Genomic DNA, 24,610 nt, shown 5'->3' on the forward strand with positions numbered 1-24,610 from the left:
GGAATCCTGAAGGGGGTCGTAACCCTTCAGGCCTATCTTTAGGTGATTAAACATCGGGGACATGATGGCTTTATCGCCTCATGTCCCCAATCTTTGATGAAGAGCCCAAATGGGGTTTGCCACTTTTGGTTCCTTTGCATCTCCAGCTCGTGACCGAGGGACCAGTGGTCTTTTCGAGAGCTCTTTTTTGATGGGCAGAACACCAAAATGAGGTCCAAATGGGGCAAGGCGGCGAAAATCTTGGAATTTTTTTTGTCTGCGTGAGTGGGGAAATGACCTGCTCGTCAAGCGATTCGAGACCTTCTTGAGGGGCCGGCACTTCGTTTTGTGAGGCTCAAACCCCAACCGAGTTTTCAGTCGTTTTCATTGTAAATAGAGAGGTTTGTGTCAAAACGAGGATGAATTGCTCGCTTCGTTTTCTGAAAGATGGGAGGGAATTTGTGATTCGCAGGCGAAGAGAATCTGCTCCCGTAGGGGGGGTAGACGAGGGGCTGTTTTCGGTAGCGGCCTAGGGGAACAAAAAGCAATTCTTCGAGCGTGCCCTCCAATCACAAGGGGGGAATTGCGCTACAGGGTTCACCAGATGCCGCAACGTCTGAAGCTGAGCTCTAGTGGGAAGTTAGAGAGCGATTCAATACCAAACAATTAGGATGATTATTACACGATATATCGGGTTTGCCACTTTGCTGGCGACTGCTTCAGTCAACGGAGAGCTCGTAGTTTACGAAGGTTTTGACTATAACGCAGGCGACCCCATCTGGGATCTGAACGGTGGAAGTGGCTGGAATGGCGCCTGGTTGGGCACGGATACCGATGCCAATGGACGTGGTATCCCTGCCGTAGGGGAGGGCTTGTCTTTTAGCCGATTGAATTCTTCGGGCGGCTCCTATGTTCGTCCGCAAAGATATGGCGTGTCCGAATCTAGCCGCAGCGTCTCAGAAGAGTCTCAAGCTGCTCTTACTGCTGACGGTTCGACGATTTGGTTTAGTGTCTTGATGAAGGCCAACCCGGGTGGAAGCACCGGAGGCTATGCAGCGAACTCTCACGCGGCAATTGTCTTTGGCGACGCCAGTCTCACTACCGCGAATCCGGCGACGACTCCTCCTGCTATCGCTACGGGCGGGAATGCAGTGGGCTTGAGTTTTGACGGAGATGGAAGTGCTACAAGCGCAATCGGAATTCACGGAGTGACTTACAGTGCTGGTGTGCTGACTGCCGATTCTGTCGATGGTCGAATTGTGGTAGGGGATAGTACTGTGTTGATTGTTGGGAAAATCGAATGGGCTGAGGTGGGCTCGGATGATGTGATGAGTCTCTATCGCGTTGCGGATGCGGCTGCCGAGTTGCCTGAGGCCTTCTCTGTGATGGCAGTCGATTTGGACCAGTCCGTGTTTGATATTGTGGCGATTGCGGGTGGGCAAACAGAGATTTTTGACGAAATCCGTATGGGGAGTTCGGTGGAAGATGTTCTGCCCCTCGATACTGTGACTCCTTTCCCGAATCCGATGTCTTTCGCTACGGCTCCTACCGCGATCTCCGATTCTGAGATCACCATGACCGCAAGCACGGCGGTGAGTGACAATCCGGTAGAATATCTTTTCTCAAATACAACTCTCGCAACCGATAGCGGGTGGCAGGCCAGTCCGACATTTACGGGCACCGGGTTGACTCCCGATACACCCTATTCTTACACGGTTATCGCCCGGGAGACTTCAGCCTCATTGATTGAGACTGCACCGTCGAACGCGGCGACTGTGTGGACTTTCCCTGAGGTGACCGGAGATGAAATTCTCGCCACCGTCTTTGCCGGTCGGTCTGTTTCGGGAACGACTGCCACGATCACGGACTTTATTGTCAATGGAGTTCAGGACCCGGGCAGTCTGACGGTTGATTCGGTTGCAGACAGCACGATTACCGTGCTCGATCTCTTTGACTCGGCGGATGCTCAGAATCACTTCGCGCCCAGAACCAGCACCAATAGCGCGCATTGGCAAGTGGACGTTCCTCTCGTGGTGGATGCGCAGCCCGTTGTGATGGGCAATGTCGAATTGAATGTCCGTAGCTTCAGTTCCTCGGGCGCTTGGAAGACGGTGGCCCAAGGCAATGGTCTTCAAGAGCACTACATTACGCTCGAGCTGTTTGACTCTTCCGAAGCTTCACTGGGTTCCGAACAAATTCTTGCGACGGAGAATTTCCAATACGACTGGAAAGCGGTCTTCACCACTTTCGATGGTATTGAGTTGGCTGCGGGTGAATCTTATACCTTGAACATTTTGGTCAGCGGTCCTGACCCTGCGAATCCGGCTAATGCGGGTAACTATGTTGGCTTGGACTCTATCCGAGTGCTGACCGAGTCTGCTTCGGGTTCGTCCTTCGCTGATTGGCAGGAGAGCTATTTCCCAGGGGAAAATGATGAGGCAATCGTTGGACCTAATGCCGATCCTGACAGTGATGGTATCGATAATTTGGCAGAATACGGTCTCAATTCGGACCCCACTGATCCTTCCGACCAACCTGCGATTGTCGTTTCCACCGACGAAACCGAGCTCTCAATCAGCTATCCTACAGTCGCTGCCGCAACTGATATCAGCTATACAGTTGAATGGTCTACCAATCTGGAAGATTGGTTTACAGCGGGAGTTGTCGAAGTTTTGGGGCCTGACCCTGCGGTTGATTCTGATTATCCCGTAATCAAAGCGAGCCTCGCGAAAGATACCGATAAAGTGAAGTTCATGCGTGTGAGCATTGAGCAGCTTTAGAGATTCGATGTATATTTCGTCGAATGATTAAAATTACGGTTCTGCCCGTTGGAGATGAATCTTTTTTGTGAGTAATCGGTTTGAGGTTGCGCTAATTTTTTCTTGGTAGTTCTGGGTTTAATGATCCCTGCTTGTCTTAATTGATGAGCAGGGATTTTTTTGGTTCTTATAACGAGTTGTTTGGTCCGATTTGGAAAAGCCTTGGGAGGTGTGGTTCTGGATTGTAACCTTTTTGTATTTAGTGGTTTGCGGCCCTATTTTCTTAAGATTTTAGAACTCCGTATTTGTTGTTTTAATATGGGGTTCTCCTAGTGATGTTGTGATTTGAAGATTGTTTGGTTTTAGTGAGTTTTTTGTCGGTTTTGGTATTTTTCCTGCTCTATAGTAATTGTCTGATTTTTGGAGGGTAGGCTGAAGAAGTGTTTTCTTCGGTAGGGTGTGTTCTGAATGATAACTTATTAATAAAATGACTATCCGAGTATCACGAAGATTGAGTGTGGCTGTTGAGCCGGGTTTTACACTGGTAGCTACCATTTTATGTTTGATGTTGTTGGCCTTGATCGCAGTGGGAATGTTGAGTCTGTCAACCATCACATTGCGAGCCGCGACTCAAGACCTGGCGCTTGCCGAGGCTCGTGCCAATGCCCGGCTGGCCTTGACTTTGGCATTGGGCGAACTTCAAAAGGAAATGGGACCAGACATGCGGGTCAGTGCAGAATCCTCTTTGTTCGACAAGGACGTGCAGACTTCCTCGATTGATGGGCTTTCCCAATCTCGTTGGCTGGCGAGCTATGATTCTTGGGGAAACTGGTTGAATGCGGAATACACCAGGCCGGGAGAAAACAACTCGTTGAGGATTCAGGAGACATACGAGCCTCAGAGAAGCAATATGTTTCGCCGCTGGTTGCTTTCGCTACCGGATGATATGAAGGAAGATGTCGATCTTCCTCTTTCGTCATTGGACTGGAGTGATGAAGACTCGGTGGTTCTCGTGGGGGAGGGAAGTTTGGGTGATTCGGCAATCGCGCATCCTGATCGGGTTACTCGTGCACGGTTGTTGGAGGTGGGAGAGACGGGTCGTCAGGCATGGTGGATTGGGGCAGAGAATCAGAAGGCGAAGTTCACTCTGGCGGCTCAGGCGAGAGACTTGGCCGAGGATGCATGGGAAAGTGCGCAGGGTGGAACAGCTGAAGTGGCAGTGGGTACCCTTGAAGGATTTGATCACTTGGAAGAAGAGCCGGAGCTCAGTTCCAAGCTGGTTTCGCAAGCTTCTCTGGACTTGGCCGGAGTGGAGAGAGAGGTGGTGAAAGAGCATTTCTTCGACCTGACTGCCCATAGTGAGGGCGTGGTCGCAAGTGTGAGAACGGGCCACCTGAAGAAAGATCTAAGCTTGCTCTTGGAATCGTCGACCATGCCGGAGCCCTATGATTTCTCTCCTTCCCGAGATACCCGGGAGCCGTCCATTCGTCCCATGAGTTCGGATCTGGAGGGTAAGAATCCAAAAATACCGAATCGTCATTTCGCCTCGTGGACCAATATGCGGCACTTCTATCGCATGTATCGGAGCGATAGTGATGCGACAGTCTCGCCCGGTGGAGGGGGAGGCAGTCTGGAATGGACGGGGGCGAAGCCGTCGACCGAGGTGGTGACGACCAATAGTATATCACGGAGCACGGTGACCTGGGATGGCTCGAACAACTATTGGAGAGTGCCGATTTTGGCCAAAGTGACTTTCATCTATAGTCTGCAGTCAGAGCCGTCCCAAACGCGGGGCAAGTATGACTGCTACTTGGTATACAGTCCAATCTTCACGTTTTGGAATCCTTATAACGTGGATCTGGAAATTCCGGATAGCACGCTGGGAATGCTGACCGCGGCGTATAAGATCCTGCCCTACGAAGGGAATTTCTTTCTAGGGAGCACCCTGACGCCATCGGCGTCGGGGAACACGACCTTCACGTCCACGGTGGAAGACAAGTCCTATGTCCGGTCATCGAACGGTAGGGATATCGTCTTCAAGCCGGGGGAGATTCGGTTGTTCTCACACAAAGGCTTGTTTAGTTCCCGGCAGGATCCCGGTCTCTTCGAGGGCTTCGACCCACAGGCGATAGGTGGCACCCGCACCCTTTTTGGCAGTTACAGTGCTTCTGATTTGCCGGGGGTTTCGCTGACTTTTGCGCATTCTCATGCGGGTGGGAATGTCAACTGGGGGAATACGCCCGGGTCGCTCTGTCATTCTCCTTATTGGGGGAATGATACCGACAAGATGCCGACTATGTATCAGCACGATTGGTTTCAGGTCGGTCAGACGCTGACCCCCATCACCCCGGATCCCGTCCTGTTGCGGGGATCGATTGCTTCCAGACCAGATAATCTGGCTGGCTGGGTCTTCTCGGACTCGGAGCCAGTTCCTTTTGCCTACGCTCAACTTGTTCTGAAGGGCCTTTCTGAATTTGAGTATGAGAGCATTGAGTGGGAATCGGATTGGCGTTCCCGAAATTGGATCCAGGCCCCACCATTCTACTTTGGTAGCGCACAATATATTTCGGAGGACCCAACGATCGCCCATACGCAGCGCCTTGATAACCCTTACGTAATGAACTTCGGCCCCATGTCGATGGCCGAGATGCCCAAGGTTGTCCCGCATTTGGGCGGACTGGGTTTTCTCGGGTCTGGAGCGAGCCCCTATGAAAAAGTCACGGCAGTTCCCGCGCTCGAACTACCCACCGCGCCAGTGGGAAGTCTGGCGGGCTTTTCCAATATGCGAATCAACCCGGGTTGGCTGAAACTCGGCGAATACGGGTCACACTTGATTCAGAAGGAGCAGCGCCCCTTCGCGGCCAAATCTTCTCTCTATAGTGCTGAGTGCAAAACGGTCGCCTATCAAAGCGGAATCACCGGACCTGGGATTGGCAACTCCTTCGTCCATCCTATGATTCCCCGTCAGGACGTGTATCAGTTTTTCGACAACTCGAAGAGTCAGGATCCGAAGGTGAGAACGAATTGGAGCAATACCGAGACTGTCGACAACAAGGTTTTCAATGACTACTGGGATCACACCTTCTTGCTCAACGATGCCCTTTGGGACGACTACTTTGTTTCTTCACTCGCCGATCAAACTCGGCCTGGCGCCAGTGCTGCCAAGAGCTTGCAGGAGAATATCGATTCTCTGGTGGAGGGAGACTCGCTAGCGAACAGTCGTCTACTCTATCGACCCTCAGAGTTGGCTCCAGATGATGAGGTCAAAAAGGATTTTGCCGATGCTGAAGGCTACCTCTTGGCAGCCAAGCATTTGATGATTGATGGCATGTTCAACGTGAACAGCACCTCGGTCCCTGCTTGGAAGGCGCTCTTTATGGGGATTCGGGAACGGAAGCTGATTAAGCGGGAGAATGGAGGCTTGGGTGAGGTCGCGTTGCCCCAGGGGAAAGAGATCGCAATTTCCCGATTCAATACCCCGACGACCGGGCAAGAAATGGATGATCCAGAAACCGGTGTTGCGCGGAGTGATGGAAACCAAGCCTGGAGCGGAGTGAGATTCTTGGATGATGAGCAGTTGGAGCGCTTGGCTCAAGAGTGTGTCAAGCAGGTCAAGCTGCGTGGGCCTTTCCTCAATCTCTCCGAGTTCATCAACCGGCGGCTCTCGAACGATGAGCTGGGGACTATGGGGGCGCTCCAGAGTGCGATTGACTATGACGACCACAATCCCGATTCGAATTCGATCAATTATCGCTTTAAAAATGGACCGGGCTTTATGATTACGGAAAGTGACTTGGGTCAGCATTCATTCAAGACTCCGGAAGCGGCCGAGGGTTCCCGCTTTGCTGGAATTCCCGGCTATGTGATCCAGTCCGACATCTTGAAACCAATTGGCAACACCCTCACTGTTAGAGATGACACCTTCCGCATTCGTGCCTACGGAGAAACTTTGGCTGCCAACGGAACGGTAGTTGCCCGTGCCTGGTGCGAGGCTATTGTGCAGCGCATCCCCGAGTATGTGGACAGCAGTGATGACCCAGAGGTCGCCGCCCGTGTACTAGATGGGAACAACGACTTTGAAGACAACGGGGAGCTCTCTGAAATCAATCGGAGCCTGGGCCGAAAATTCGAAATCAGGAGTTTTCGCTGGCTCCAGAAAGAGGACGTTTAATTGAAATTATGAAGAAATCATTGCACAAGCTTTTGCTCAAATCGCTTCTCCTTTTCCTAGTCGCGAGCGGAACTTCATTCGGGCAGGAAGAGGGCGCTTCGGACAAGCCCGCGGGACGCCTTGCTTGGTTCGTAGCCACACAAATCCCAGATAAGTTGGAGAACCCCGTCAAGGTGATGAGTGGCAGTAAAATTACGGATACTCTTCTTTCGAAACGGGCGGTGAGCGCGCCGGTCAAATTTGGACAAGACGGTATTATCAAAGTGGTCAAGGCTGCCCCCGACCCCGAGGACTCGGAGAAAACTATCTACCTGACTCTGGCCCAAGCTCGCATCCCTGATGGTATGACGAAAGCACTCGTGATCTTGACCCCTCGCGCCAAAAAGAAGGGGGAGGAGATCTTTCACTGCCTCGTACAGGATTTGGCCAAGTTCAATGGAGGTGACTCCCTCTATTTGAATCTGAGCCAACTCGACGTTGCCGTGCAGTTGGGTGACAAAAAGCTGGCTCTCAAGCCGGGGACGAGAAAGGTCTTTGTGCCGCCATCCTTGGCGAAGTCGACGAGCGTTCCTGTGAGCTATCACTACTATCATCCGGTGCAGGAGAAGTGGAAGCTATTGAGCGCATCGACCATCGTCATGAGACCCACCCGGAGAGAGATCTGCATTTTCAGCTGGGACCCTCGTTACGAGCGGGTCGACTACCACGGGGTCACTTTTCCTATTCAGGTTCAGTGAGAAGAAAGAGCGCTAGGGCGAGGATGAAGTGGGGAAACGTGCTTGCTAGTTGCCCCAGTGAAGTCTGAGGCGGTAGAAGAGATATTCGGGCAAGGGCTGGTTTGGCTCGAGAGTGATCTTTTCAAAGTCGTCGCCAAGTTCGCTCTCTGGTGAGGGAATGGCTTCCTGATAGAAATCAGGAAAGGGAGTCCAATCGACTAGATTTTCTGAAAGTTGAAGCTCAAAGCCGAGGCCGGCGTCGACCACGCGATGGAATGAGAGATCGAAAAGCTGATTGCCATTCTTGTCCAGCGAAAGGCCAGGAAAGTTGCCAGGGCGAACGGGGTCTCCGCCTAGGGCCCATTCTAACAAATTAGATACTCCGTCTTGATCGAAATCACCGTCTCCGGTTTGATTGAGATCTCCAAAGACCTCCAGTTCGTAGTCGTCATTGAGCTGGTCGCCGTCGGAGTCCTTGTTCTCCACCGGAACATAGGTCACCAGAAGCTGGAGGGATTCGTCTTCGGGAGTGCCGGGTAAATCGTTCTCCGCGAAGGCCGCACCGACGAACGCTTGTGAAGAGAAGGAGATCTTCATCCCGTAGTTTGGCGTGATTTCGCTCTGCCAGGATTGGGCCATCGCAGTCAGCTGGCCATCGGGATCGAAGCCGTTCTCATCTCCCGCCCCTCCCGGTGTTCCGCTGTAGAACCCCGAGGCGGTTACTGCTGTTCCAAAGTCGCTATTGTTTCCGAAGATGAACTCATCAGTGGTTGGTGTTCCTTGGAAGAGGGGATAGCTGCCCGCTTCGGGACTCCAGTCGCTGGTGACACGCCCCAATTGGAGGGCGTCGCTGTGGAGCTCATTGAGCCTGTTAGTTTGATAGATTCGCAGACGGGCTTCGGTGATGAGACCGGGGATTTCGCTCAGGTCAAACTTCAGAAAGAGGGCGGTGCGGGTGTTCTGCTGGCTACCGCCCGAAGCACGCTCGCGCACGTAGAGTTCGCCCGAATCGGTCCAGCTTCCTTGCACTGCGGGATCGTTTGCATTCCCCGTCGAACCAGCTTGTTGCAGCACGGATGGACTGAGGGAAATAGTAACGGGGGCACCCAGGCTGAGGGTCGATTCGGCCACCCGCGGATTGGAAAATCCCGCCAGCTCCTCTTCATCATTGACTCCGTCGCCATCGGTATCGACTGCAATGGGATTGGTGTGCCAGATCAGAACTTCGTCCCCGTCGGCCAAGCCATCGGCATCGGAGTGGGGATTGGCGGGCAAGGAATTGTAGACGAGCACCTCGCAGCCGTCCGATAGTCTGTCGTCATCGGTATCGGCATCGAATAAGCTGGCTCCGTTTTCAAATTCCTGCCGATTGTTGAGACCATCAGAGTCGAAGTCCTCCAAAGCATCTGCCGGATCTGCTCGATCGAGTCCGGGATTTTCGTTCTCGAAGTAATTGGGTAGACCGTCTTGATCGGTGTCGATCGGCGGCACCATGCTGTCGCCATCCGTTCCGTAGGTGGTGTTGCCGCGAATCTCGTTGAGCAACTGATAGAGTTCCTGCTCTTTGGCCAAAATCGCGGGATCGGTCGAGGGGAGAAGGTTGTTGTCCTCGCCCACATCGCTCGAAAGGTTAAAGAGTTGGCGGGGAGTTCCAAAGATGATCCCGGCCGAGTCTGCTGCGGTGATTTCGTTGTTAGAGGAATCATAGGAAAGGGCACCATTGCCACCCGTGCCGTCGAGAAGCTTCCAGATTCCATCCTTGTCCTTAATGGCCAGCTGCCCGTTGTAGGCATGCTGAATCGTGGCCGGCCGTCGCGCAGCCGGCATGGGGTCGCCTGTTAGAACGGGGAGAAAACTTTCTGCGTCCGGTGCTTCTCCGGGGGAGAGGTCGTAGTTCAGATACTCCGCCATGGTGGCGAAAAAATCACCCTGCCAACAGGGATGATCGGAGGTTGAACCGGGGCTGGTCTTTCCGGGCCACCGGATGATGAAGGGCACGCGGGTTCCGCCTTCCCAGTTGTCGAGCTTCAGTCCGCGGAAGGGACCATTGCCGTCGTGGTTCGAGTTGAGGCCTTGCCGCATGGCATTCTTCTCCACGCCATTGTCGCTGCTCATGAAGACGATGGTGCTGTCCACCAGGCTGTCATCAGTCGCGGGGTCACCGTCCGGGTCCTCCAAGGCATCCAAAATTACTCCCGCATAGTGATCGGATTGGGCCAGGTAGTCTCCGTAGGCGAAGGGAGTTGTTCCGCTGAATTGACTTTGCACCGCCCAAGGAAGGTGAGGAGAAGGGAAGGGGACGTAGATGAAAAAGGGCTCTCCATCAGCTGCCCGATCCTTCAGCAAGTCGGCCACTTTGGCGGCTTGCACCTGAAGGTAGTCAGAGACCACAAAAGTGGGGTCGTAGGCGCCATCACGCACGTTGTTCACTGCTCCAATGGGCTCGCCTTCCTGATAGTCGGAGTTGGTAGCGGGAGTGGCTTGGGAGAAATCGACGTTCCTGCCAACCACTAGGCCGCCTTTGGAAAGCATGGTCTCATTTTCGATCCATGCATAGGGAGGCATGTCGAGGGAGGCCGAGGTCCCGAAGAAGTAGTCAAAGCCGGTGCTGCTCGGGGTTCGGGTGAGTGGTTTGGAAAAGTCGATTTCATCATCGCTGGCGGAGGTCAGGTTAGTCCCCAAAACATCGGCATCATTTCCCAGGTCCACCTCCGTGCCAGTCGGGCTGTAGAACTGCATGCCAATGTGCCACTTTCCCACCATCGCGGTCTTGTAGCCCAAGGACTGGAACATCTTGCCAATCGTCAGCCGATCTTGCGCGATGAGGGGCTTGGAGTATCCCCCGATGACGCGAGTCTTCAAGGAGGTGCGCCAGCAGTAGCGTCCCGTCAGGAGCGCGTAGCGCGAGGGGGTGCAGACCGCGTCGGCGGAGTGGCCGGCGGTGAAGCTCATCCCGCTTGCCGCCAAAGCATCCAGATTGGGGGTGTAGGATGTTTGCGAGGTGTCGTAGGAGCCGACATTGGTGTAGCCCAGGTCATCATAGTAAAGAATGAGAACGTTGGGTTGGTCGGCGAGAAGGGGGGCTGTCAGGGCGGTCCCGAGACAGGTCAGGGCCAGCTTCTTGGCTGGACTGAGGATCGTGTTGGCGCGAAATTTCAAATGGAGTCAGTGGGTGAATAGGTTTTGCACCCCAAGACCTCTCGGGTCTCACGGCATACCAAGGATTCGCGACCCAATGACGAATCGGGACAGCTGAGTTTTCCTTTTTCAAGGTCGCTGAACCTGAGCGCAGCCGACTGAGCCTCTCAGGCTGGACCTCCATCAAGTCGCATCAGAAATCAGGCTACCGATTCCATTTTCCAGTCCCAAGCACCCAGTGACGAGGGTGGATTTACAAGTCAGAGTGGTCCGGCTCGTAGAAAGGCCTTTTTCGCGGATAAACTTAAGAGCGCTGGCGTCGACCGAGGAGGCCTCCGAGAGCCAGAGTGGCCAGAAGCGCGGTAGATGGCTCGGGAATCACGTTGGTTACCTGAAAGTTATCAAAGTCGAAGTAGAGTTCCACTGGCTCATACTCCACATAGGCATCCGAGTAGATACCGAATCCGAACTGAATGGCGTCGGCACCAGAGAAGGAGACATGGGGAGTATCGGCATCGCTAATTCCTGCGAAAGTCGCGGTATGCCACTGCCCGTCAGCGATGAGTTGGGAGTCGTCCACGTAATAGATTCGTCCCGTATTCTGACTCGCGTTATCGATTACGAAAGTCATCGAGAAGTACTCGGTTGCGGTTGTGCGATAATCAACGCTGAAGGTGAGATCACCCAAGGGACCATCGACGGTTGGGATATAGCTGACGTCGTTGTTTACCGCGAAGGATTGCACTTCGGTATTGAAACTCTCGCCGACCGGGTTGTCTTCAATTTCGCGAATAATATCGTGATAGTGAAGTAGCTGGAAATAGGAACCAGGGTTGCCACTTTCTCCTGCACCGTAGAATCCCGAGCCATCAACGAAGGAGTTGTCGTCTGGGTTTGCGAAATCTCCAAAGTCCAGTTGAGAGACCTGATAGTCGGCGAAGTCCATTGTATCCAGCAGCACCTGTTGATCCTGGCCGGAAAGGGTGATGGAACTGCTGAGTCCTATCGCAAAAAGGGTGGTTTTCGTGCGCATGGTCTTGTGGGTGAACAAGACCTTTATGCCGCTATTGGCAAATTGATTCAATATTCGTTAGATATGGAATCGGTAACAGTTGATTACTATTTAAAGTAATCCAATGTTAATGGAATGTCTTAAACTCGATGCTGAGTTCGGTGGACAGGCGCTTGAGACGGGGACGCTGCTTGGGCTCCAAAAGAACGAGGGACAGGCCAGTCTTTCCCGCCCGTGCGGTTCTGCCGCTGCGGTGGGTGTAGTACTCCACTTGGTCGGGCAGTTGATGATGGAGGACAAAGGACAAGTCGGCGACATCGATGCCCCGCGCGGCCACGTCGGTAGCGATGAGGAATTGCACCCGCTCCTTCTTGAAGGCTCGCATCACCTTATCGCGCTCCAACTGGGTCAGATCGCCCTGCAGGACTTCCACCTTGAAACCCCGTTTGCGCAGTTGATTGCCCAAAGCGACCGAACCGGCCTTGGTTCGACAAAAGATTAGACCTCTTTCCTCGCCCTGGGCCTCAAGGAAGTCGATAATGAAGTCGTCTTTTTCGGCGTGCTCCATCACGGCATAGCGATGGTCGATATTGCGATTGACGACGTCTTTTTGGTCCACCTTTTGGAAGGGCGCTTTGGCGGAGAGATTGTTGTTCACGAGGGCTTCTACTTTCGGCGGGAAGGTCGCCGAGAACAGCCAGGTCCCTTTGCGGGCGGGGGTCAACTTGAAGACTTGGTCGAGCTGCTTTTGAAAGCCCATGCTCAGCATCTCGTCAGCTTCATCCAGAACAAGATATTTGACCGCGGAGAGGTCGAGCGCCTTTCGCTCAATGAGGTCGAGAAGACGGCCCGGGGTGGCCACCACAATCTGGGTGGGACGCTTGAGAGCGGCGCATTGGCGGTCGATATTGTCCCCGCCGCTGACGACTTCGACAAAGACCTTGGCGGAGTATTTCGTGTAGCGGAACAGCTGTTTGCCAATCTGCTTGGCCAGCTCGCGGGTGGGGGCGACGACGAGGCCCTGGATGCTTTTGTCCTTGGGGTCCATTTTCGCCAAAAGGGGGAGCCCGAAGGCTGCGGTTTTGCCCGTTCCGGTCTGGGCCTGGGCGATGTAGTCGCGGCCGTCCTCGATGAGATGGGGGATGGCCTTGCGCTGAATCGGGGTCGGCTTGCGAATACCGAGTTCCTCTAATCCTTGGATAAAGTCTTCAGTAACACCGAGTGCGAGAAAGGGATTGGCCATAACGAAAGGCAGGCTATCGGGAATTTTAGCGAGAAAAGCGAGCCTTATTGGGGGCGGCTGCGGGAATCTCCTCGCGCCGGAGAGAGAGCTTCTGCTATCACTCCGCCCACACGATGTCCGACAACGACAAGAATTTCAAACGCCCGCCCAAGAAATACCACCCCAAGGGCATCACCTTTCTCTATGAAGATCGCGATATTCTGGTGGTGGAAAAGGTGAGCGGGCTCCTGACGGTGAGCAGCGAAAAGGTGCGCGAGAATACCGCCTTCTACCTGCTCAATGACTACGTCCGGAAGGGGAACCCCAAGTCCCCCCACCGGATCTTCATCGTGCACCGCCTGGACCGTGACACCTCCGGAGTGCTCGTCTTTGCCAAAAGCGAGAAGGCGAAGCATTTTCTGCAGGACCAGTGGCACGACTTTAAGAAAACCTATTATGCCGTCGTCGATGGGGAGCCCCCCGAGCGCGAAGGGGTGGTGACTTCCTATCTGACCGAAAACGCCATTCACAAGGTCTACTCCACCACCGACCAGAAGAAGGGCAAGCTGGCCAAAACGGCCTACAAGGTCATCAAACAAGGGCAGGGGAATAGCCTGTTGGAAATCGACCTGCTAACAGGCCGGAAGAACCAAATCCGCGTTCATCTCTCCGACATTGGTTGCCCTGTGGTGGGAGATAAGAAATATCGCGGCGAGAAGCCCGAAGCGGAAACGCCCAAGCCTGCTCAGAAGAGCAAGGGACCTGCCCGCAAGCGACCGCGCCTGGCCCTGCATTCCGCGTCCTTGACCCTGATTCATCCCTTTTCCAAAAAGGAGATGACGTTCGATACCATCATTCCGCCATACTTCGAAAGCTTGGTGCGCAAGACTCGAGAGTGAGAGTGGAATTAGGTTTTCCGGGTTGTTCGTTGGCTAGGCGATCTTGGTGAGAAAGGACAAGAGCTTGTTCTCAGCCGTGCTCAACCCGTTCAGGCGACGCTTGGGGGACAAGTAGTCCTGCAAGGCCCCCTCCCGATGGGCTTCCAGAATCATGGGGTGAACATAGTGCTTGCGGCACACTGGCGGACGGTGACCGAGTTCGAGCGAGGTGGCCTTGAGCGCGCTGTTTTCTTGTTTAATGGTCTCCGCCTTGTTCTTCGCGGGTTCATGTTGCAGCAGGTGGCTCAAGGTGAGCTGACTCGCCCGCCAAGTGCGGAAGTCTTTCGCGCTGATGTCCAGATTTGACACTTCCTTCAGCCACTCGTTGATGTCGGTTGAGGTGATGGGATGGAGCGTTTCGTCGTCCGCATGGCGATATTGAAAAAGACGCTGTCCCGGCAAGTCGTCTAGCTTTTCCACCACCGAGGCGATGGTGGGTAGGTAGAGCTCAAACTCCCTGCGTTCGCCTCCCTTGGCCCGAAAGTTGAGTTGAAGGTAGCCGTCATGGGTTTCGACGTGTCGACTCTTCAAGGTGGTCAATCCGGTGGTGCCGTTTTCCTGCTGATAGACCTCATTGCCGATGCGGAGGGCGGTTTTGTCGAGCAGGCGGACCACGGCCGCAATGACCGAATCCTTGGAAAGGCTGTCGCAGTCGAGGTGAGCCCGGACCGCGTTTCGAATCTTGGGGAGGGTTTTGGCGAAGGGGAGAAGAGAATCGAACTTTTGCCGGTCGCGCCAGGCGGTCCAATCGGGATGGTAGCGGTATTGCTTGCGACCGCGTTCATCGATACCGGTGGCCTGCAGGTGACCCTGCGGATTTTCGCAAAACCAGACCTCCTGATAAGCAGGCGGGATGGCGAGGGCTTGCAGCCTCTGCTTGATCTCAGGGTCTTTGACGAGTTTTCCCTTTTTGTCGTAGTAGGCAAAGCCACGGCCCGCTCCCTTGCGGCGAAACCCGGAGTCCCCGTCGTGGGAGTAGACGAGGTTCGGGGGCAGGGAGGGAGTGGTCGCATTCATGGATGCGCTCTCTTTTGCAAAGCGAGTGCCAACGCGCCTTTATCCGAAAACCCGAGAATTTCGGGGAAGGTCGCGAAAGGAAATCATGCAGTATGCCCTCTCGTGAGATGCGTTTTGCCGACTCAAGGAAGCGATGGCCCGGAAGTGCGAGGCCGGATGGATTTTTATTTGAGCGGCCTAACGGTCGATTCCGTTTTTCCAGACGTAGAACTCTGCAGGTAAGTCCGCCAAAGGTCCTCGCAACTGATCGATCTGGTCCGCGGGTCCGTGGAATTCGAGGCGGTACATCTCGGAGATCTCTCCTGCTGCTTCGATGCATGATCCCACGTTCTCCAGGTGGCGAAGAACAGCCGCTGCGTCGACATAGGCTTCCCGGCAGTAGGCTTGGTCCCCGGAGATGCTGAAATCATAGTAGAGGCAAGTTTCCTCGGTGCTAGTCCGTTCGACGAAGTCTGCGATAAGGGCCTCGAAGGCGTCTTCCTGTCCCGCGTTGATTTTGAAATAGGGGTGGATACTGACCGATTGTGAGAGTTGGCTCATGGGCGGAGTTTGGTTTGAACCGAGCGGAGTGCAAGTGACTAAGCAGAAAAATGTGTATCGAAATTGTTGCTCGAAAGCGATTTGCCGTCTTGCCTGCCAATGCTGAGTTGTAGGAAATGGGCTGGGTCGGCGAGGGAAAGGTGATGGCCTCTTTCTTCGAAAGGTTCTGGTTTTGAACGGGCAAGGTTTGACGGTTTCCAGCCGAGGACAGGGAAAAATAGACGAAACGGCCTCTTTTTTCCGCTCACTTGTCTGAATACGCAGTTGCTTTTGGGTGTCCCATGGGGGAACTGTGGAAAAAATAGCCATGAAAACATTCTTCCTTACCTCCCTCCTGTTTTTGTCGAGTATTCTGGGTGCTGCCGCCCAACAACCCGACGCCGATGACATTTTAAGAACGGCCCGTTATGTGGCCACTTTGCAAGATACGAGTTTGACGGGGGTCCTGCGGAAGAACAATGCCAAGACCAATATCGCCCTCTTTCTTCACGAGAATGAAGGAATTGAGTTTCAGGTATTGGAGGGAAAGGTTTGGAAAAAGTTTCAGCTCAAGTTGACTGACGATGAGTATGATCTCTTTGAAGGGGTCGGGAACAGCATCAAGCGCTTCGACAAAAAGCGTATCACCCAGCCGGTGATGGGGACCGACTTGACCTATGAGGACCTTGCGATGTCGTTCCTTTATTGGCCGAACTCCACTGTGTTGGGAGAGGAGAATCTCGGCATTGGTCGTGATGCTTGGAAAGTGCGACTCGTCAATCCCAAGGCTGCCGGACTTTACAAAACGGTCGATGTCTGGGTGCACAAGGCGTCTGGAGCCCTAATGCGAATCAACGGATATCGCGCTGACGGCAAGTGTATCAAAGTCTTTGAGGTGACCGATATCATGCGCGTTGGTGGAGGGGAATACTCGATCAAGACCATGAAAGTGCAGTCCTACGGCGAAGACAGTCGGACGACAGGAATCACTTACCTCGAGTTCGAAAAGCCCAAGGCCGCAGGTCCTCAGGGCCTTCGATAGGCAGCGACACTTTACAGCTTCAGTTTCTCTCGAATCGTTTTGACGAAGTCCTCGGTGGTTCTGCTGATGCCATGCATCACAGAGCCGCCTTCCATCACCAGCTTGGGCATGCGATCCGTAGCGATAACCATGGTCTGATAGGTCTTCATGTTGCTTGTGAGGCGCTCCGCAATCCAAGGATCTTTCAAGGCCTCTTCCAGCTGCACTTTGTCCACCCGTTGCTCAATGTGACCTCTTGCAATGGCGGGCGAGAGCACCGGGCGGGAGAATAGGCCATTGTGGACCTGTTCCCAAAGTTCAGGATTGGTTTTCCACACTGCCAGCGACAGCCGGGCCAACTCGCAAGCTCCTTCGTGGTCCTTCACCCGCGAACTGAGGTGGGGATTGCAGGAACGGTTGAGTGGAACAGGGAGATAGACGACCGTGATTTCTTCGGGATAGCTTGCCTGAAGCTTTCCAAGGTCCCCGTGCATGTCGCGACAAGAATTGCAGGTGTAATCGAAGTATTTGATCAGCACATGAGGGGCGTCGATCGGCCCGATATGAGGGAGGTCTTTGAGCGGAACTGCTGTCTCGCTGTTGGGGAAGCTGACCATTCGTTCTCCCGTTTCCGCTTGGGAGGTTTCTTTAGGTTCGGAGGGTTGTTTTTCCTCGGTGATCAAATGGGTGTCCGGAACGGGGCCGAAGAGTTGTCCCGCCACCAGAATAGCAATCCCTCCCAAGCCGACCGTCCATTGATGAATGGATGATTTCTTTTTCTCATCCCCGTGGTGAAGGAGGAGGGCGGTTGCAGTGAGAATTCCTGTCAGGTGGGTAGCGAGGCACCATGGGCAAAAGGTTTTCAAGTAGAAGAATTGCAGCCCCATAAACCAAGCGGCAGCTCCAAAGAGGAGGATGCTGGCTGACCGTGCCAAGGTCGCGTTGAAGCGAAACGTGAGGCCGAGAATGGTCAAGTAAAGAGCGCTGGAAAAAGCACTGACTGGAATCCCGAAAAACTGCGACCATCGCGAGCCAAGCACATTGGCGCAACCTCCGCCGGAACCACATCCGGAGATCGACGAGATCTGCCCGTTCAGTTTCATGGTGAGAAGATAGAGACTCAGGAGGGCTCCGATCCCGGCCAATATCCGAACGACTAACTTGCCGCGTGTGTTCATCCTTGAGAGGAAACGTCTTTGCCGATGTCGGGGCAACTCCAATCTCTCGCGCGTGGAATTCTTGTCGGACCAGACGTCCTTGGTTAGAAGGCTACTATGCGACTGAGACTTTTTGGGATTCTTATTCTGCTCATGGGCCTCCCGCTCCTGTTAGCGAGTGAAACGGCTCTGTTGCTGCCGCAAGGCACCGCCCTCGTCGAGCAGTGGGCGCCCGACCAGCATCTCTATGTGAAGGGAGAGGTGAATTTGTCGGATGCAGAGCTTGCGAGTCTCGAGAAGTGGTTGGACCAGAATGGTCAGAACTGGGTCATTCTTCTGATGGAATCGGCTCGAGGGGAGCGCTACCGCTCCAAGACTGGAATCGACGCGGTGGAGCAGGCCCTGGAGTCTGATTTGTTGGGGAAGACAGGTTTTGGAAGTTTGCGAGATCAGTCTACCGGTGAGCGCAACGGGGTCTTCTTTGTGATTTATCTTGCCGAGCGAAAGTTCTCTTATTTCGGAGGCGATCAATATGAAAAGCGAGGCTTGGGAGGGAATCGCTGGTCCGGCCGGCTGGATGCCGCCGCGATCAGTGCGATGAGAAATGGAGGAAGAATAGCGGACGCGGTGCGGGATACCGTGACGAGTATCGAGGGGCGCTTACAGTCTCGCCTGCAGCAGGAAAAGCGGATGGCCGCTGCGGCAGCGGAAGAGGCGAAGGTCCGGCGCCAGGCCGTCGAGGCCACCATTGCGCGGGCAGAGCAGAACTTGAAACAGGTGGAACGGGAGTTGGAGCGCTTCCGCAAGGAATCCACTTTGCAAGAGGGGGACTTGGTTCGAAAGGAGACCGGAATTTGGCGCGCGCAACTTCAGCAAGCGAGAACCTTCCTGACCCGGGGGAACGTCGAGTCCGCGCGCTATCAAGCGCTTTCAACCGAGGATGAGATGAGAAAGTTCAGGCTCCTCCTACAGGACTACAATGAGGCTCCCCGTGAGATGGAACGCCTGGAGCAAAAGCTGAAGGAGCTCGAGATTCATTCGGAAAATGACCGCGGCCTGTCATCGCGAGAAGGACTTTTCGCAGAGCTGAAGGCAGCAGAGGAAGTCCATCGGAAGGGGGAGTCAGCCTACCGCACATTGCTGGATCGAGCTCAGGAGGGTGCGGAGCGCTTGGTGAGACAGGACTCTGACTTTCGCCTGGTTCGGGAAAGGACTTTGGCTCGGGCCGCCGAGATGAAGCAGCAGCGGGAGGTTCTCACCGGCGCGGCGGGAGCTGGGGTTGGCGGGCTTTTGCTGGTGGGTGGACTGGCGGGAAATCGTCGTCGCCGGAAGATTAAGGAAAGGGCGGAAGCGCTGCTGCAGAAAAGGAGGGACGAAATGGGTGAGGTTTCCGATCAGTTGATGGAGATGCTCGATTGGGCTGCCCTCGTGGTGGGTCCGGCGGACCAACTCGATGCCAGAGGCTACCGGGGGGATACTTTGGCGAGAAGCCAGCAAGGTCTTGCCGCTGTGGATCGGGCCTTCGTGATTTCGTCCTATGTGCAGGATCTGATCGAGCAGGGAGCGCGTCTGATTGAACCCCGCAGCCCACTTCCCGGGGCCCGTAATTTGGTAAGTCGGGGAGGTTATGAAAAGGCGATTGAGCTTCTGGATTCCGAGGTCGTCTGTGATCCTTCCTTGCCCCCACCGTTGCCGGGTGCGCCAGAAGAACGCTTGGGTGCAGCGATTAGTCAGGATTTTTCCCTCGAGCTGTCCCAGTGGCAGGAACGGCTGCAGGCGGCGCTCCAAGAGGGACGCGAAGCTCTGCAAGAGGTCGACGATGCATGGACCAGTATTGTAAGCCGAAGGGAAAAGCTTGCGCTGGAAATTGTTCGTTTGGAGCGGCTGGAGGGAACGATTGACGATTGGGAGTCCGACGGCTGGCTACTATTGGACAATCTTTTCTCGCAATGGATTCCAGTGATGGAAAGTGAGTTGGCAGAGGGAACCGAGCTGGCCGATGGTGATCCGGTTGCCGCGTTGCGGGGACCGATAGCGGTCGGTGAACGGATGGTGAGCGAAGCTTCAGCCTTGATTGCAGGGGTGGTTGCCTTCCGTGAGCAACGCTGGGAACAGGTTAAACGGGATGAGCGCGATCTCGCGCATTTGGGTCGGCAAACCTCTTGGATCGAGAGGGAAATGGACCTTTTGAGTGAGAGGGCTGAAGCGTTGTGTTTCGCCGGAATGCAACAGTCGGCGGGCGATTCCATCTCCTCATTTGTTGAGTCCTTGATGGCCTTTGCGGAGCGGGTCGAACAGTCGTTGGCCGAAGGTCGCAGGGCCGAGAAGGAGATTAAGCCGGCCCTTGATGCCGCTGCGACCCAAGTGCGGCAGGCCCGTTCGTCCTTGGGGCAGAGGTTGGGGGTGGCCGCTGACCGCGTGCTGAGCGAAAGCCCCGAGAGAAATCCGGATACCCACTTGGCGGAAGGGCGTGCCCAACGCGAGGCCGCCTTGGCAGCTCTGGATGCGGGGGAGCCGGGGGCGGCAGAGGCTTTTCTCGACCAGGCTGCAGGGTTTCTTGCCAGCACCCGCGAGTTGGTGACCGATTCCGAGGAGTCTTTTCGCGTTTTTGAGCAGCAGCATCGCGAACTGAAATCCAATCATGAATTCACTGCAAATCATGAGCGTGAAATTGTCGCGTTGGTTGAGTCGCTGCGTGTTGATTTTTCCTCATCGGCATTGTTAGTCGACCTCAGCGGCGGGGAGGATGCTTCTTACGCAGATGCTCCCGTGGTTCTCAAAAGACGGGCTCAGCGGGTGGCGGAGATCTTGGAGGAGGCGAGCGCCTGTCATCGGTCTGCCCGTCTGCTCGAGTCACGGGATTTGTTGCGGGAGGGCAGCGCAGTTGTCGCTTCGCGAGAGACATTGTGCTCGGAAGTGAAGGAGCGGAAATCCGCCCTTGCGGCTCTTTCCGATGAGAATGAACTTTTGTTGGAAAAGCTGCTGCGAACTTGCAAGGACCTGGAGGCTCCGGTCTCGGATCGGCGGGTGATGGCGGCTACCGTTGCGCTCTTTGTCGAGGCGGAAGCGCAACGGGACCAAGCTCGCTCCGCGGTGGAGGCTACTGGAAAAGATAACAACCCCTTTGCTGCGGCAGATTCTTTGCTTCAGCTCTCGGAGCGATTGACCGTGGTCCGGGGTGAGGTCGACAATGATTTGGTCATTTATGACAACACCGTGGCGACCCTGAGGCAGGCACGTTCGGCGGAGGAGGAAACCCAACGGCTCGTTCATGCCGCTCAGACTGATGGGGTAACCGATAGCAACCGGCTGCAGAAGGCGATGGGACATGTCGAGAAAATTACCTCGCAGCTGGCGAAGGCCGATGCCGAGTTGCAGGGCACTCACGGTGATTGGCGCGCGGTGAATGAGGAGCTGGCTGGGATTCGTGAGGAGTTGGCTGAGGCCAGTATGGTGATCCGTGAGGAGCTTCAACTGGCGCGGGAGGCCATGACCCGGATTTCCCAAGCGGAAGGAGCCCTGCGCAGCGCGGTGCATTGGAAAGGGCGATACGGCGTCCGAGTCTCGGGAACTCCCGGATTGATGGCGATTGAATCAGCCAATCGTGCCATTGTGCGAGGGGAGTATCACGATTGTATTCGCCACGCGGGATTTGCCATCGTGGAGGCTCGGCGAGCTATTGCCGCCGCCGAGGCTGAGGAAGCTCGACGTCGACGCCGGGCCCAAGCTGCAGCTGCTGCGCAACGAGCAGCCGCCCGTCGTTCCCGCATCAGTTCATCGTCGTCCTTTGGCCGCTCCTCTTCCTTTGGTTCATCCAGTCGTTCCAGTTCGGTAGGGCGCAGTTCTTTCAGTTCCAGTTCCCGGGTTGGACGTTCGGGATGGTGAAGGCTTTTCTTTTCCTCCAGACGGGCCAAGTTGTGTGGAGATGGAGTTCGCCGAGATCGATAGAGAGCAGTGGCGCCAGATCTACGAAGATCTGTGCGTCTACCGAATGCCTTTTGGCAAATACAAGGGCCTGCTGCTGGTGGCCTTGCCGGACGAATATCTCATGTGGTTCAAAGACAAAGGTTTTCCCACGGGTCGTCTGGGGGAGCTGATGACTTTTGTTTACGAAGTCAAGATGGCGGGTGCGGCCGAAGTCTTTGATCCCATCCGTCGGGCGGAGCACACCCAGGCGGAATTGAAAAAGAAAAAACGATGAAGCGGGAGGTGGTGCCGGAGATACTCGATGAGTTGGACGGGAGCGACCCGCGGGCCGTCCGTAGCCGGCGGGATTTGCGGCTCATCAACGTTTTGATGGGGAATGAGCGTTGGATTGTCCGCGAACTCGCGCGCCGAGCATCCGCCGGGGCTATTGCCGAGCTGGGAGCGGGGCACGGCGAGTTGTTGCAGGCTTTGGCTGAAAAGGGGTGGGATTGCGGAGGCTATGATTTGCAGCCCAAGCCGGCAAAGCTGAACTCTGGGATCTCCTGGGCCCAAGGGAATTTCTTCGAGACCCTTGGCGATGACCGCGCCCCGATTGTTGTTGGGAGCTTGATTTTGCATCACTTTGAGGACGATCAGCTGCAACGCCTGGGGGAGCTTCTCGCCTCGCGGCAGTGCTTGGTATTCGCGGAACCCTTGCGATCTCCCTTGGCGCTAGCAGAGGGCTATACCTTGTTCCCGTTCGTTAACGAAGTCACGCGGCACGATATGATTGTGAGTATTCGAGCTGGTTTTGAGAAAGGCGAACTACCCCGCAAGTTGGGCCTGATAGACGGGTGGCGATGGATGGAAAGGGTGACTTTGCGAGGTGGATTGCGATCGGTTGCGGTGCGGGAAGGGGTTTTCAATTGACCGGATGGTTTTCCGGTGAATGTTCGCTAGGATTTTGAGCAAACATTCCATCGAGATAGTGGGGGGCGGGATCGCGGGGTTGTCCCTCGCGGTAGGTCTGCGGCGATTCGATGTTCCGGTGGTCTTGCGGGAAGCGGGAAGTTACCCCCGGCACCGGCTTTGCGGGGAATTTGTCAATGGAGTGAGCGATGAGACCTTGGGCGCGCTGGGCTTGTCTGAACTCTTCGAGGGAGCAAAGGTTCACGAGGAGATGACATGGTGGCTGAAGGGGCGTCTGATTGCAGACACCAGTATGGAACGTCCGGTTCGAGCCCTTTCGCGCTGGACTATGGACGAAAGGATGAGGTCTCGTTTTGTTTCGCTCGGTGGAGAAGTTTCCCTCCGCGATCGTGCTGTGCCTGAGCCGCGCCCGGGTAGGGTCTGGGCGGCAGGGCGGCGCTTGCAAAAGGAAAGCGAATGGTTGGGGCTGAAAGCTCATTTTTTGGGTCTAGAGACTCGTTCGGGTTTGGAGATGCATCTGGGTGATGGAGGCTACGTGGGACTGACGCCGGTGGAAGATGGGCGGGTCAATGTTTGTGGTCTTTTCCGAAAGCGAAGAGATTTGGGCGGAAAGGGGAGTGAACGAATGATAGCCTATCTCGCTGCTTCTGGTCTTGATGAGTTGGCAGAGAGATTGCGCGATGTTTCTGCTGATGATACCTCGGTGAGTGGGATTGCGGGCATTGACTTTGGAGCACAGGGGCACGATCCGGAGATTCTTGCAATCGGTGATGCCGAGCGGATGATTCCGCCCTTTACTGGAAATGGAATGTCGATGGCCTTCGAAGCCGCCGAGTGTGCGCTGCAGCCTCTGAAGAGCTATTCCGAGGGGGGGGTGAATTGGGAGTCAGCTCGTGAGCAGGTTCATCGCAAGCTCGCGCAGCGATTCAATCGTCGAATCACCCTCGCCAAAGGTCTCCACCGCGCCATACTGGCTCCACCCGCTCAGGAGGTGCTCGCCGCGGCAGCCAAGCCCGGTCTCCTTCCTTTTGCCTTTCTCAATCGAATTCTCACATGATGTTCCTCCAATCGGTCGCAAAGGCCACTCCCCCCCACGTCTATGAACAAGAAGAAGTCTGGCATCGAATCCGGGAGGCGGAAGGGGTGAGGTCCCTCCAGCCGCGATCCTATTCTTTGTTGGAAAAGGTTCTTTGCGGAGATTCAGGGATTTCACGACGCTCCTTTGTTCTGCCCGATCCGTTGGAGTTGTTCTCCATGGGGGCGGAGGAGTTGAACAATCATTACGAACGCGAGGCACCACGTCTGGGGGTGGCGAGCCTGCGCAAGGCGCTGGACCAAGCGGGCGTGAAGGCTTCAGAGCTGGACGCGCTTTTTGTCTGTTCCTGCACTGGATATCTCTGTCCGGGGCTTTCCAGCTACCTTGCCGAACAAGCGGGGCTCTCAAAAACGGCCTTTCTGCAGGACGTGAATGGCTTTGGCTGTGGGGCCGCGATTCCGATGTTTCGGGCCGCTCAGGGATTCTTGAGCGCGAATCCGGATGCGGTGGTGGCGACAGTGGCTGTGGAGGCGTGCTCGCTCGCCTTCTTTATGAATGATGAACCCGGGGTCTTGATTAGTACCGCCTTGTTTGGCGATGCTTCGGCCTCCGCGATTTGGTCGGGTGCTGGCCGGGCGAGGGAGGGGCAGTGGCAGGCCGGGCGATTCGCGACGCAGCACGAGCCTGCGCAGCGCGAGAAAATACGGTTCGTCAACAGCGGAGGTTTTTTGAAAAACCAGCTGCATCGCACCGTCCCCAAGCTGGCCGGTGAGGCGGTGGCCAAGCTGTGGGCTCAGCGGAGTGGTGACCCTGACGCCGTGTTGTCTCATTCAGGCGGGCGGGATGTCGTTGAGGTGGTGGAAGGAGTGGTTTCGCACGACCTCCCCGAGACGCGGGCGGTGATGAGGGACTTTGGCAATTGCAGTAGCCCGAGCGTCATGATGGGGCTCGAGACCCGTCTGTTAGACGCTCCGGATTCGGATCTCCACTATTGGATGACGGCTTTTGGGGCCGGATTTTCGGCTCATTGCTGCGAGCTCAGCCGAAGGGGTTGAAATACGGCCTTAGCTCTTTGCTAGAAACTATTTC

Annotated in this window: 16 protein-coding genes; 10 read left to right on the plus strand and 6 right to left on the minus strand. The window is 55.2% G+C overall.

Going from position 1 to position 24,610, the window contains the following annotated elements; all coding sequences use genetic code 11:
• The first annotated feature begins 650 nt into the window (after positions 1-650).
• From IE099_RS13025 to IE099_RS13035, 3 genes are all read left to right on the plus strand, one after another.
• On the plus strand, positions 651-2,759 hold the full coding sequence (locus IE099_RS13025; protein ID WP_189570535.1) for a hypothetical protein: 2,109 nt from the start codon (positions 651-653) through the stop codon (positions 2,757-2,759).
• A 571-nt stretch (positions 2,760-3,330) separates the two neighbouring features.
• Positions 3,331-6,909 (plus strand): hypothetical protein, encoded by a 3,579-nt coding sequence (locus IE099_RS13030; RefSeq protein ID WP_189570537.1) that lies wholly within the window; start codon positions 3,331-3,333, stop codon positions 6,907-6,909.
• Between the two features lie 8 nt (positions 6,910-6,917).
• Positions 6,918-7,646 (plus strand): hypothetical protein, encoded by a 729-nt coding sequence (locus tag IE099_RS13035; protein ID WP_189570538.1) that lies wholly within the window; start codon positions 6,918-6,920, stop codon positions 7,644-7,646.
• Positions 7,647-7,691: 45 nt separating this feature from the next.
• Here IE099_RS13035 and IE099_RS13040 read toward each other — a convergent pair whose 3' ends face one another.
• The 3 genes from IE099_RS13040 to IE099_RS13050 all read right to left on the minus strand — a co-directional run bounded on the left by IE099_RS13040 (position 7,692) and on the right by IE099_RS13050 (position 13,018).
• Positions 7,692-10,784 carry a sulfatase-like hydrolase/transferase gene (locus tag IE099_RS13040; RefSeq protein WP_189570541.1) on the minus strand — a complete coding sequence of 1,031 codons (3,093 nt, stop codon included), beginning with the start codon at positions 10,782-10,784 and terminating at the stop codon, positions 7,692-7,694.
• A 283-nt stretch (positions 10,785-11,067) separates the two neighbouring features.
• Positions 11,068-11,796: a PEP-CTERM sorting domain-containing protein gene (locus tag IE099_RS13045; protein WP_189570543.1), complete on the minus strand. Its 729-nt coding sequence runs from the start codon at positions 11,794-11,796 to the stop codon at positions 11,068-11,070.
• A 106-nt stretch (positions 11,797-11,902) separates the two neighbouring features.
• Positions 11,903-13,018 (minus strand): DEAD/DEAH box helicase, encoded by a 1,116-nt coding sequence (locus IE099_RS13050; RefSeq protein ID WP_189570545.1) that lies wholly within the window; start codon positions 13,016-13,018, stop codon positions 11,903-11,905.
• Positions 13,019-13,131: 113 nt separating this feature from the next.
• Between IE099_RS13050 and IE099_RS13055 the strand changes: the two genes are divergently transcribed.
• Positions 13,132-13,896 (plus strand): RluA family pseudouridine synthase, encoded by a 765-nt coding sequence (locus tag IE099_RS13055; protein WP_189570547.1) that lies wholly within the window; start codon positions 13,132-13,134, stop codon positions 13,894-13,896.
• Positions 13,897-13,929: 33 nt separating this feature from the next.
• On the opposite strand, the gene IE099_RS13060 is transcribed toward IE099_RS13055, so the two are convergent.
• Together IE099_RS13060 and IE099_RS13065 are read right to left on the minus strand one after the other, a co-directional pair.
• Entirely contained in the window at positions 13,930-14,952 is a 1,023-nt protein-coding gene (locus IE099_RS13060) for a DNA topoisomerase IB (protein ID WP_189570549.1), read from the minus strand.
• 177 nt (positions 14,953-15,129) lie between these two features.
• Positions 15,130-15,492 (minus strand): putative quinol monooxygenase, encoded by a 363-nt coding sequence (locus IE099_RS13065; RefSeq protein ID WP_189570552.1) that lies wholly within the window; start codon positions 15,490-15,492, stop codon positions 15,130-15,132.
• A gap of 307 nt (positions 15,493-15,799) precedes the next feature.
• Between IE099_RS13065 and IE099_RS13070 the strand changes: the two genes are divergently transcribed.
• Positions 15,800-16,513 (plus strand): outer membrane lipoprotein-sorting protein, encoded by a 714-nt coding sequence (locus IE099_RS13070; protein ID WP_189570554.1) that lies wholly within the window; start codon positions 15,800-15,802, stop codon positions 16,511-16,513.
• Positions 16,514-16,524: 11 nt separating this feature from the next.
• Here IE099_RS13070 and IE099_RS13075 read toward each other — a convergent pair whose 3' ends face one another.
• The gene (locus IE099_RS13075) at positions 16,525-17,670 is read right to left on the minus strand and encodes a vitamin K epoxide reductase family protein (protein WP_189570556.1); all 1,146 of its coding nucleotides are present in this window, start codon (positions 17,668-17,670) and stop codon (positions 16,525-16,527) included.
• 96 nt (positions 17,671-17,766) lie between these two features.
• Between IE099_RS13075 and IE099_RS13080 the strand changes: the two genes are divergently transcribed.
• From IE099_RS13080 to IE099_RS13100, 5 genes are read left to right on the plus strand one after another with little or no spacing between them, the layout of a single operon-like run.
• Positions 17,767-21,534, plus strand: a complete 3,768-nt coding sequence (locus IE099_RS13080) for a coiled-coil domain-containing protein (protein ID WP_189570557.1) — start codon at positions 17,767-17,769, stop codon at positions 21,532-21,534.
• Between the two features lie 40 nt (positions 21,535-21,574).
• A complete protein-coding gene (locus IE099_RS13085; RefSeq protein ID WP_189570559.1) occupies positions 21,575-21,850 on the plus strand; it encodes a DUF3820 family protein in 276 nt (91 codons plus the stop codon).
• A complete protein-coding gene (locus tag IE099_RS13090) occupies positions 21,847-22,485 on the plus strand; it encodes a class I SAM-dependent methyltransferase (RefSeq protein WP_189570561.1) in 639 nt (212 codons plus the stop codon). Before IE099_RS13085 ends, IE099_RS13090 begins: the two co-directional genes overlap by 4 nt.
• A 19-nt stretch (positions 22,486-22,504) precedes the next feature.
• Entirely contained in the window at positions 22,505-23,542 is a 1,038-nt protein-coding gene (locus IE099_RS13095; protein ID WP_229809514.1) for an NAD(P)/FAD-dependent oxidoreductase, read from the plus strand.
• A complete protein-coding gene (locus IE099_RS13100) occupies positions 23,539-24,576 on the plus strand; it encodes a stilbene synthase (RefSeq protein ID WP_229809515.1) in 1,038 nt (345 codons plus the stop codon). Before IE099_RS13095 ends, IE099_RS13100 begins: the two co-directional genes overlap by 4 nt.
• Positions 24,577-24,610 lie beyond the last annotated feature (34 nt).

This window comes from Roseibacillus persicicus (genome assembly GCF_014651675.1).
Classification (GTDB): domain Bacteria; phylum Verrucomicrobiota; class Verrucomicrobiia; order Verrucomicrobiales; family Akkermansiaceae; genus Roseibacillus; species Roseibacillus persicicus.

Excerpts from the sequence above, each read along its gene's own strand:
- IE099_RS13025 (WP_189570535.1), top strand. The coding sequence starts at position 651 with ATGATTATTACACGATATATCGGGTTTGCCACTTTGCTGGCGACTGCT.
- IE099_RS13030 (WP_189570537.1), top strand. The coding sequence starts at position 3,331 with ATGTTGAGTCTGTCAACCATCACATTGCGAGCCGCGACTCAAGACCTG.
- IE099_RS13035 (WP_189570538.1), top strand. The coding sequence starts at position 6,918 with ATGAAGAAATCATTGCACAAGCTTTTGCTCAAATCGCTTCTCCTTTTC.
- IE099_RS13045 (WP_189570543.1), bottom strand. The coding sequence starts at position 11,796 with ATGCGCACGAAAACCACCCTTTTTGCGATAGGACTCAGCAGTTCCATC.
- IE099_RS13050 (WP_189570545.1), bottom strand. The coding sequence starts at position 13,018 with ATGGCCAATCCCTTTCTCGCACTCGGTGTTACTGAAGACTTTATCCAA.
- IE099_RS13055 (WP_189570547.1), top strand. The coding sequence starts at position 13,132 with ATGTCCGACAACGACAAGAATTTCAAACGCCCGCCCAAGAAATACCAC.
- IE099_RS13060 (WP_189570549.1), bottom strand. The coding sequence starts at position 14,952 with ATGAATGCGACCACTCCCTCCCTGCCCCCGAACCTCGTCTACTCCCAC.
- IE099_RS13065 (WP_189570552.1), bottom strand. The coding sequence starts at position 15,492 with ATGAGCCAACTCTCACAATCGGTCAGTATCCACCCCTATTTCAAAATC.
- IE099_RS13070 (WP_189570554.1), top strand. The coding sequence starts at position 15,800 with ATGAAAACATTCTTCCTTACCTCCCTCCTGTTTTTGTCGAGTATTCTG.
- IE099_RS13075 (WP_189570556.1), bottom strand. The coding sequence starts at position 17,670 with ATGAACACACGCGGCAAGTTAGTCGTTCGGATATTGGCCGGGATCGGA.
- IE099_RS13080 (WP_189570557.1), top strand. The coding sequence starts at position 17,767 with ATGCGACTGAGACTTTTTGGGATTCTTATTCTGCTCATGGGCCTCCCG.
- IE099_RS13085 (WP_189570559.1), top strand. The coding sequence starts at position 21,575 with ATGGAGTTCGCCGAGATCGATAGAGAGCAGTGGCGCCAGATCTACGAA.
- IE099_RS13090 (WP_189570561.1), top strand. The coding sequence starts at position 21,847 with ATGAAGCGGGAGGTGGTGCCGGAGATACTCGATGAGTTGGACGGGAGC.
- IE099_RS13095 (WP_229809514.1), top strand. The coding sequence starts at position 22,505 with ATGTTCGCTAGGATTTTGAGCAAACATTCCATCGAGATAGTGGGGGGC.
- IE099_RS13100 (WP_229809515.1), top strand. The coding sequence starts at position 23,539 with ATGATGTTCCTCCAATCGGTCGCAAAGGCCACTCCCCCCCACGTCTAT.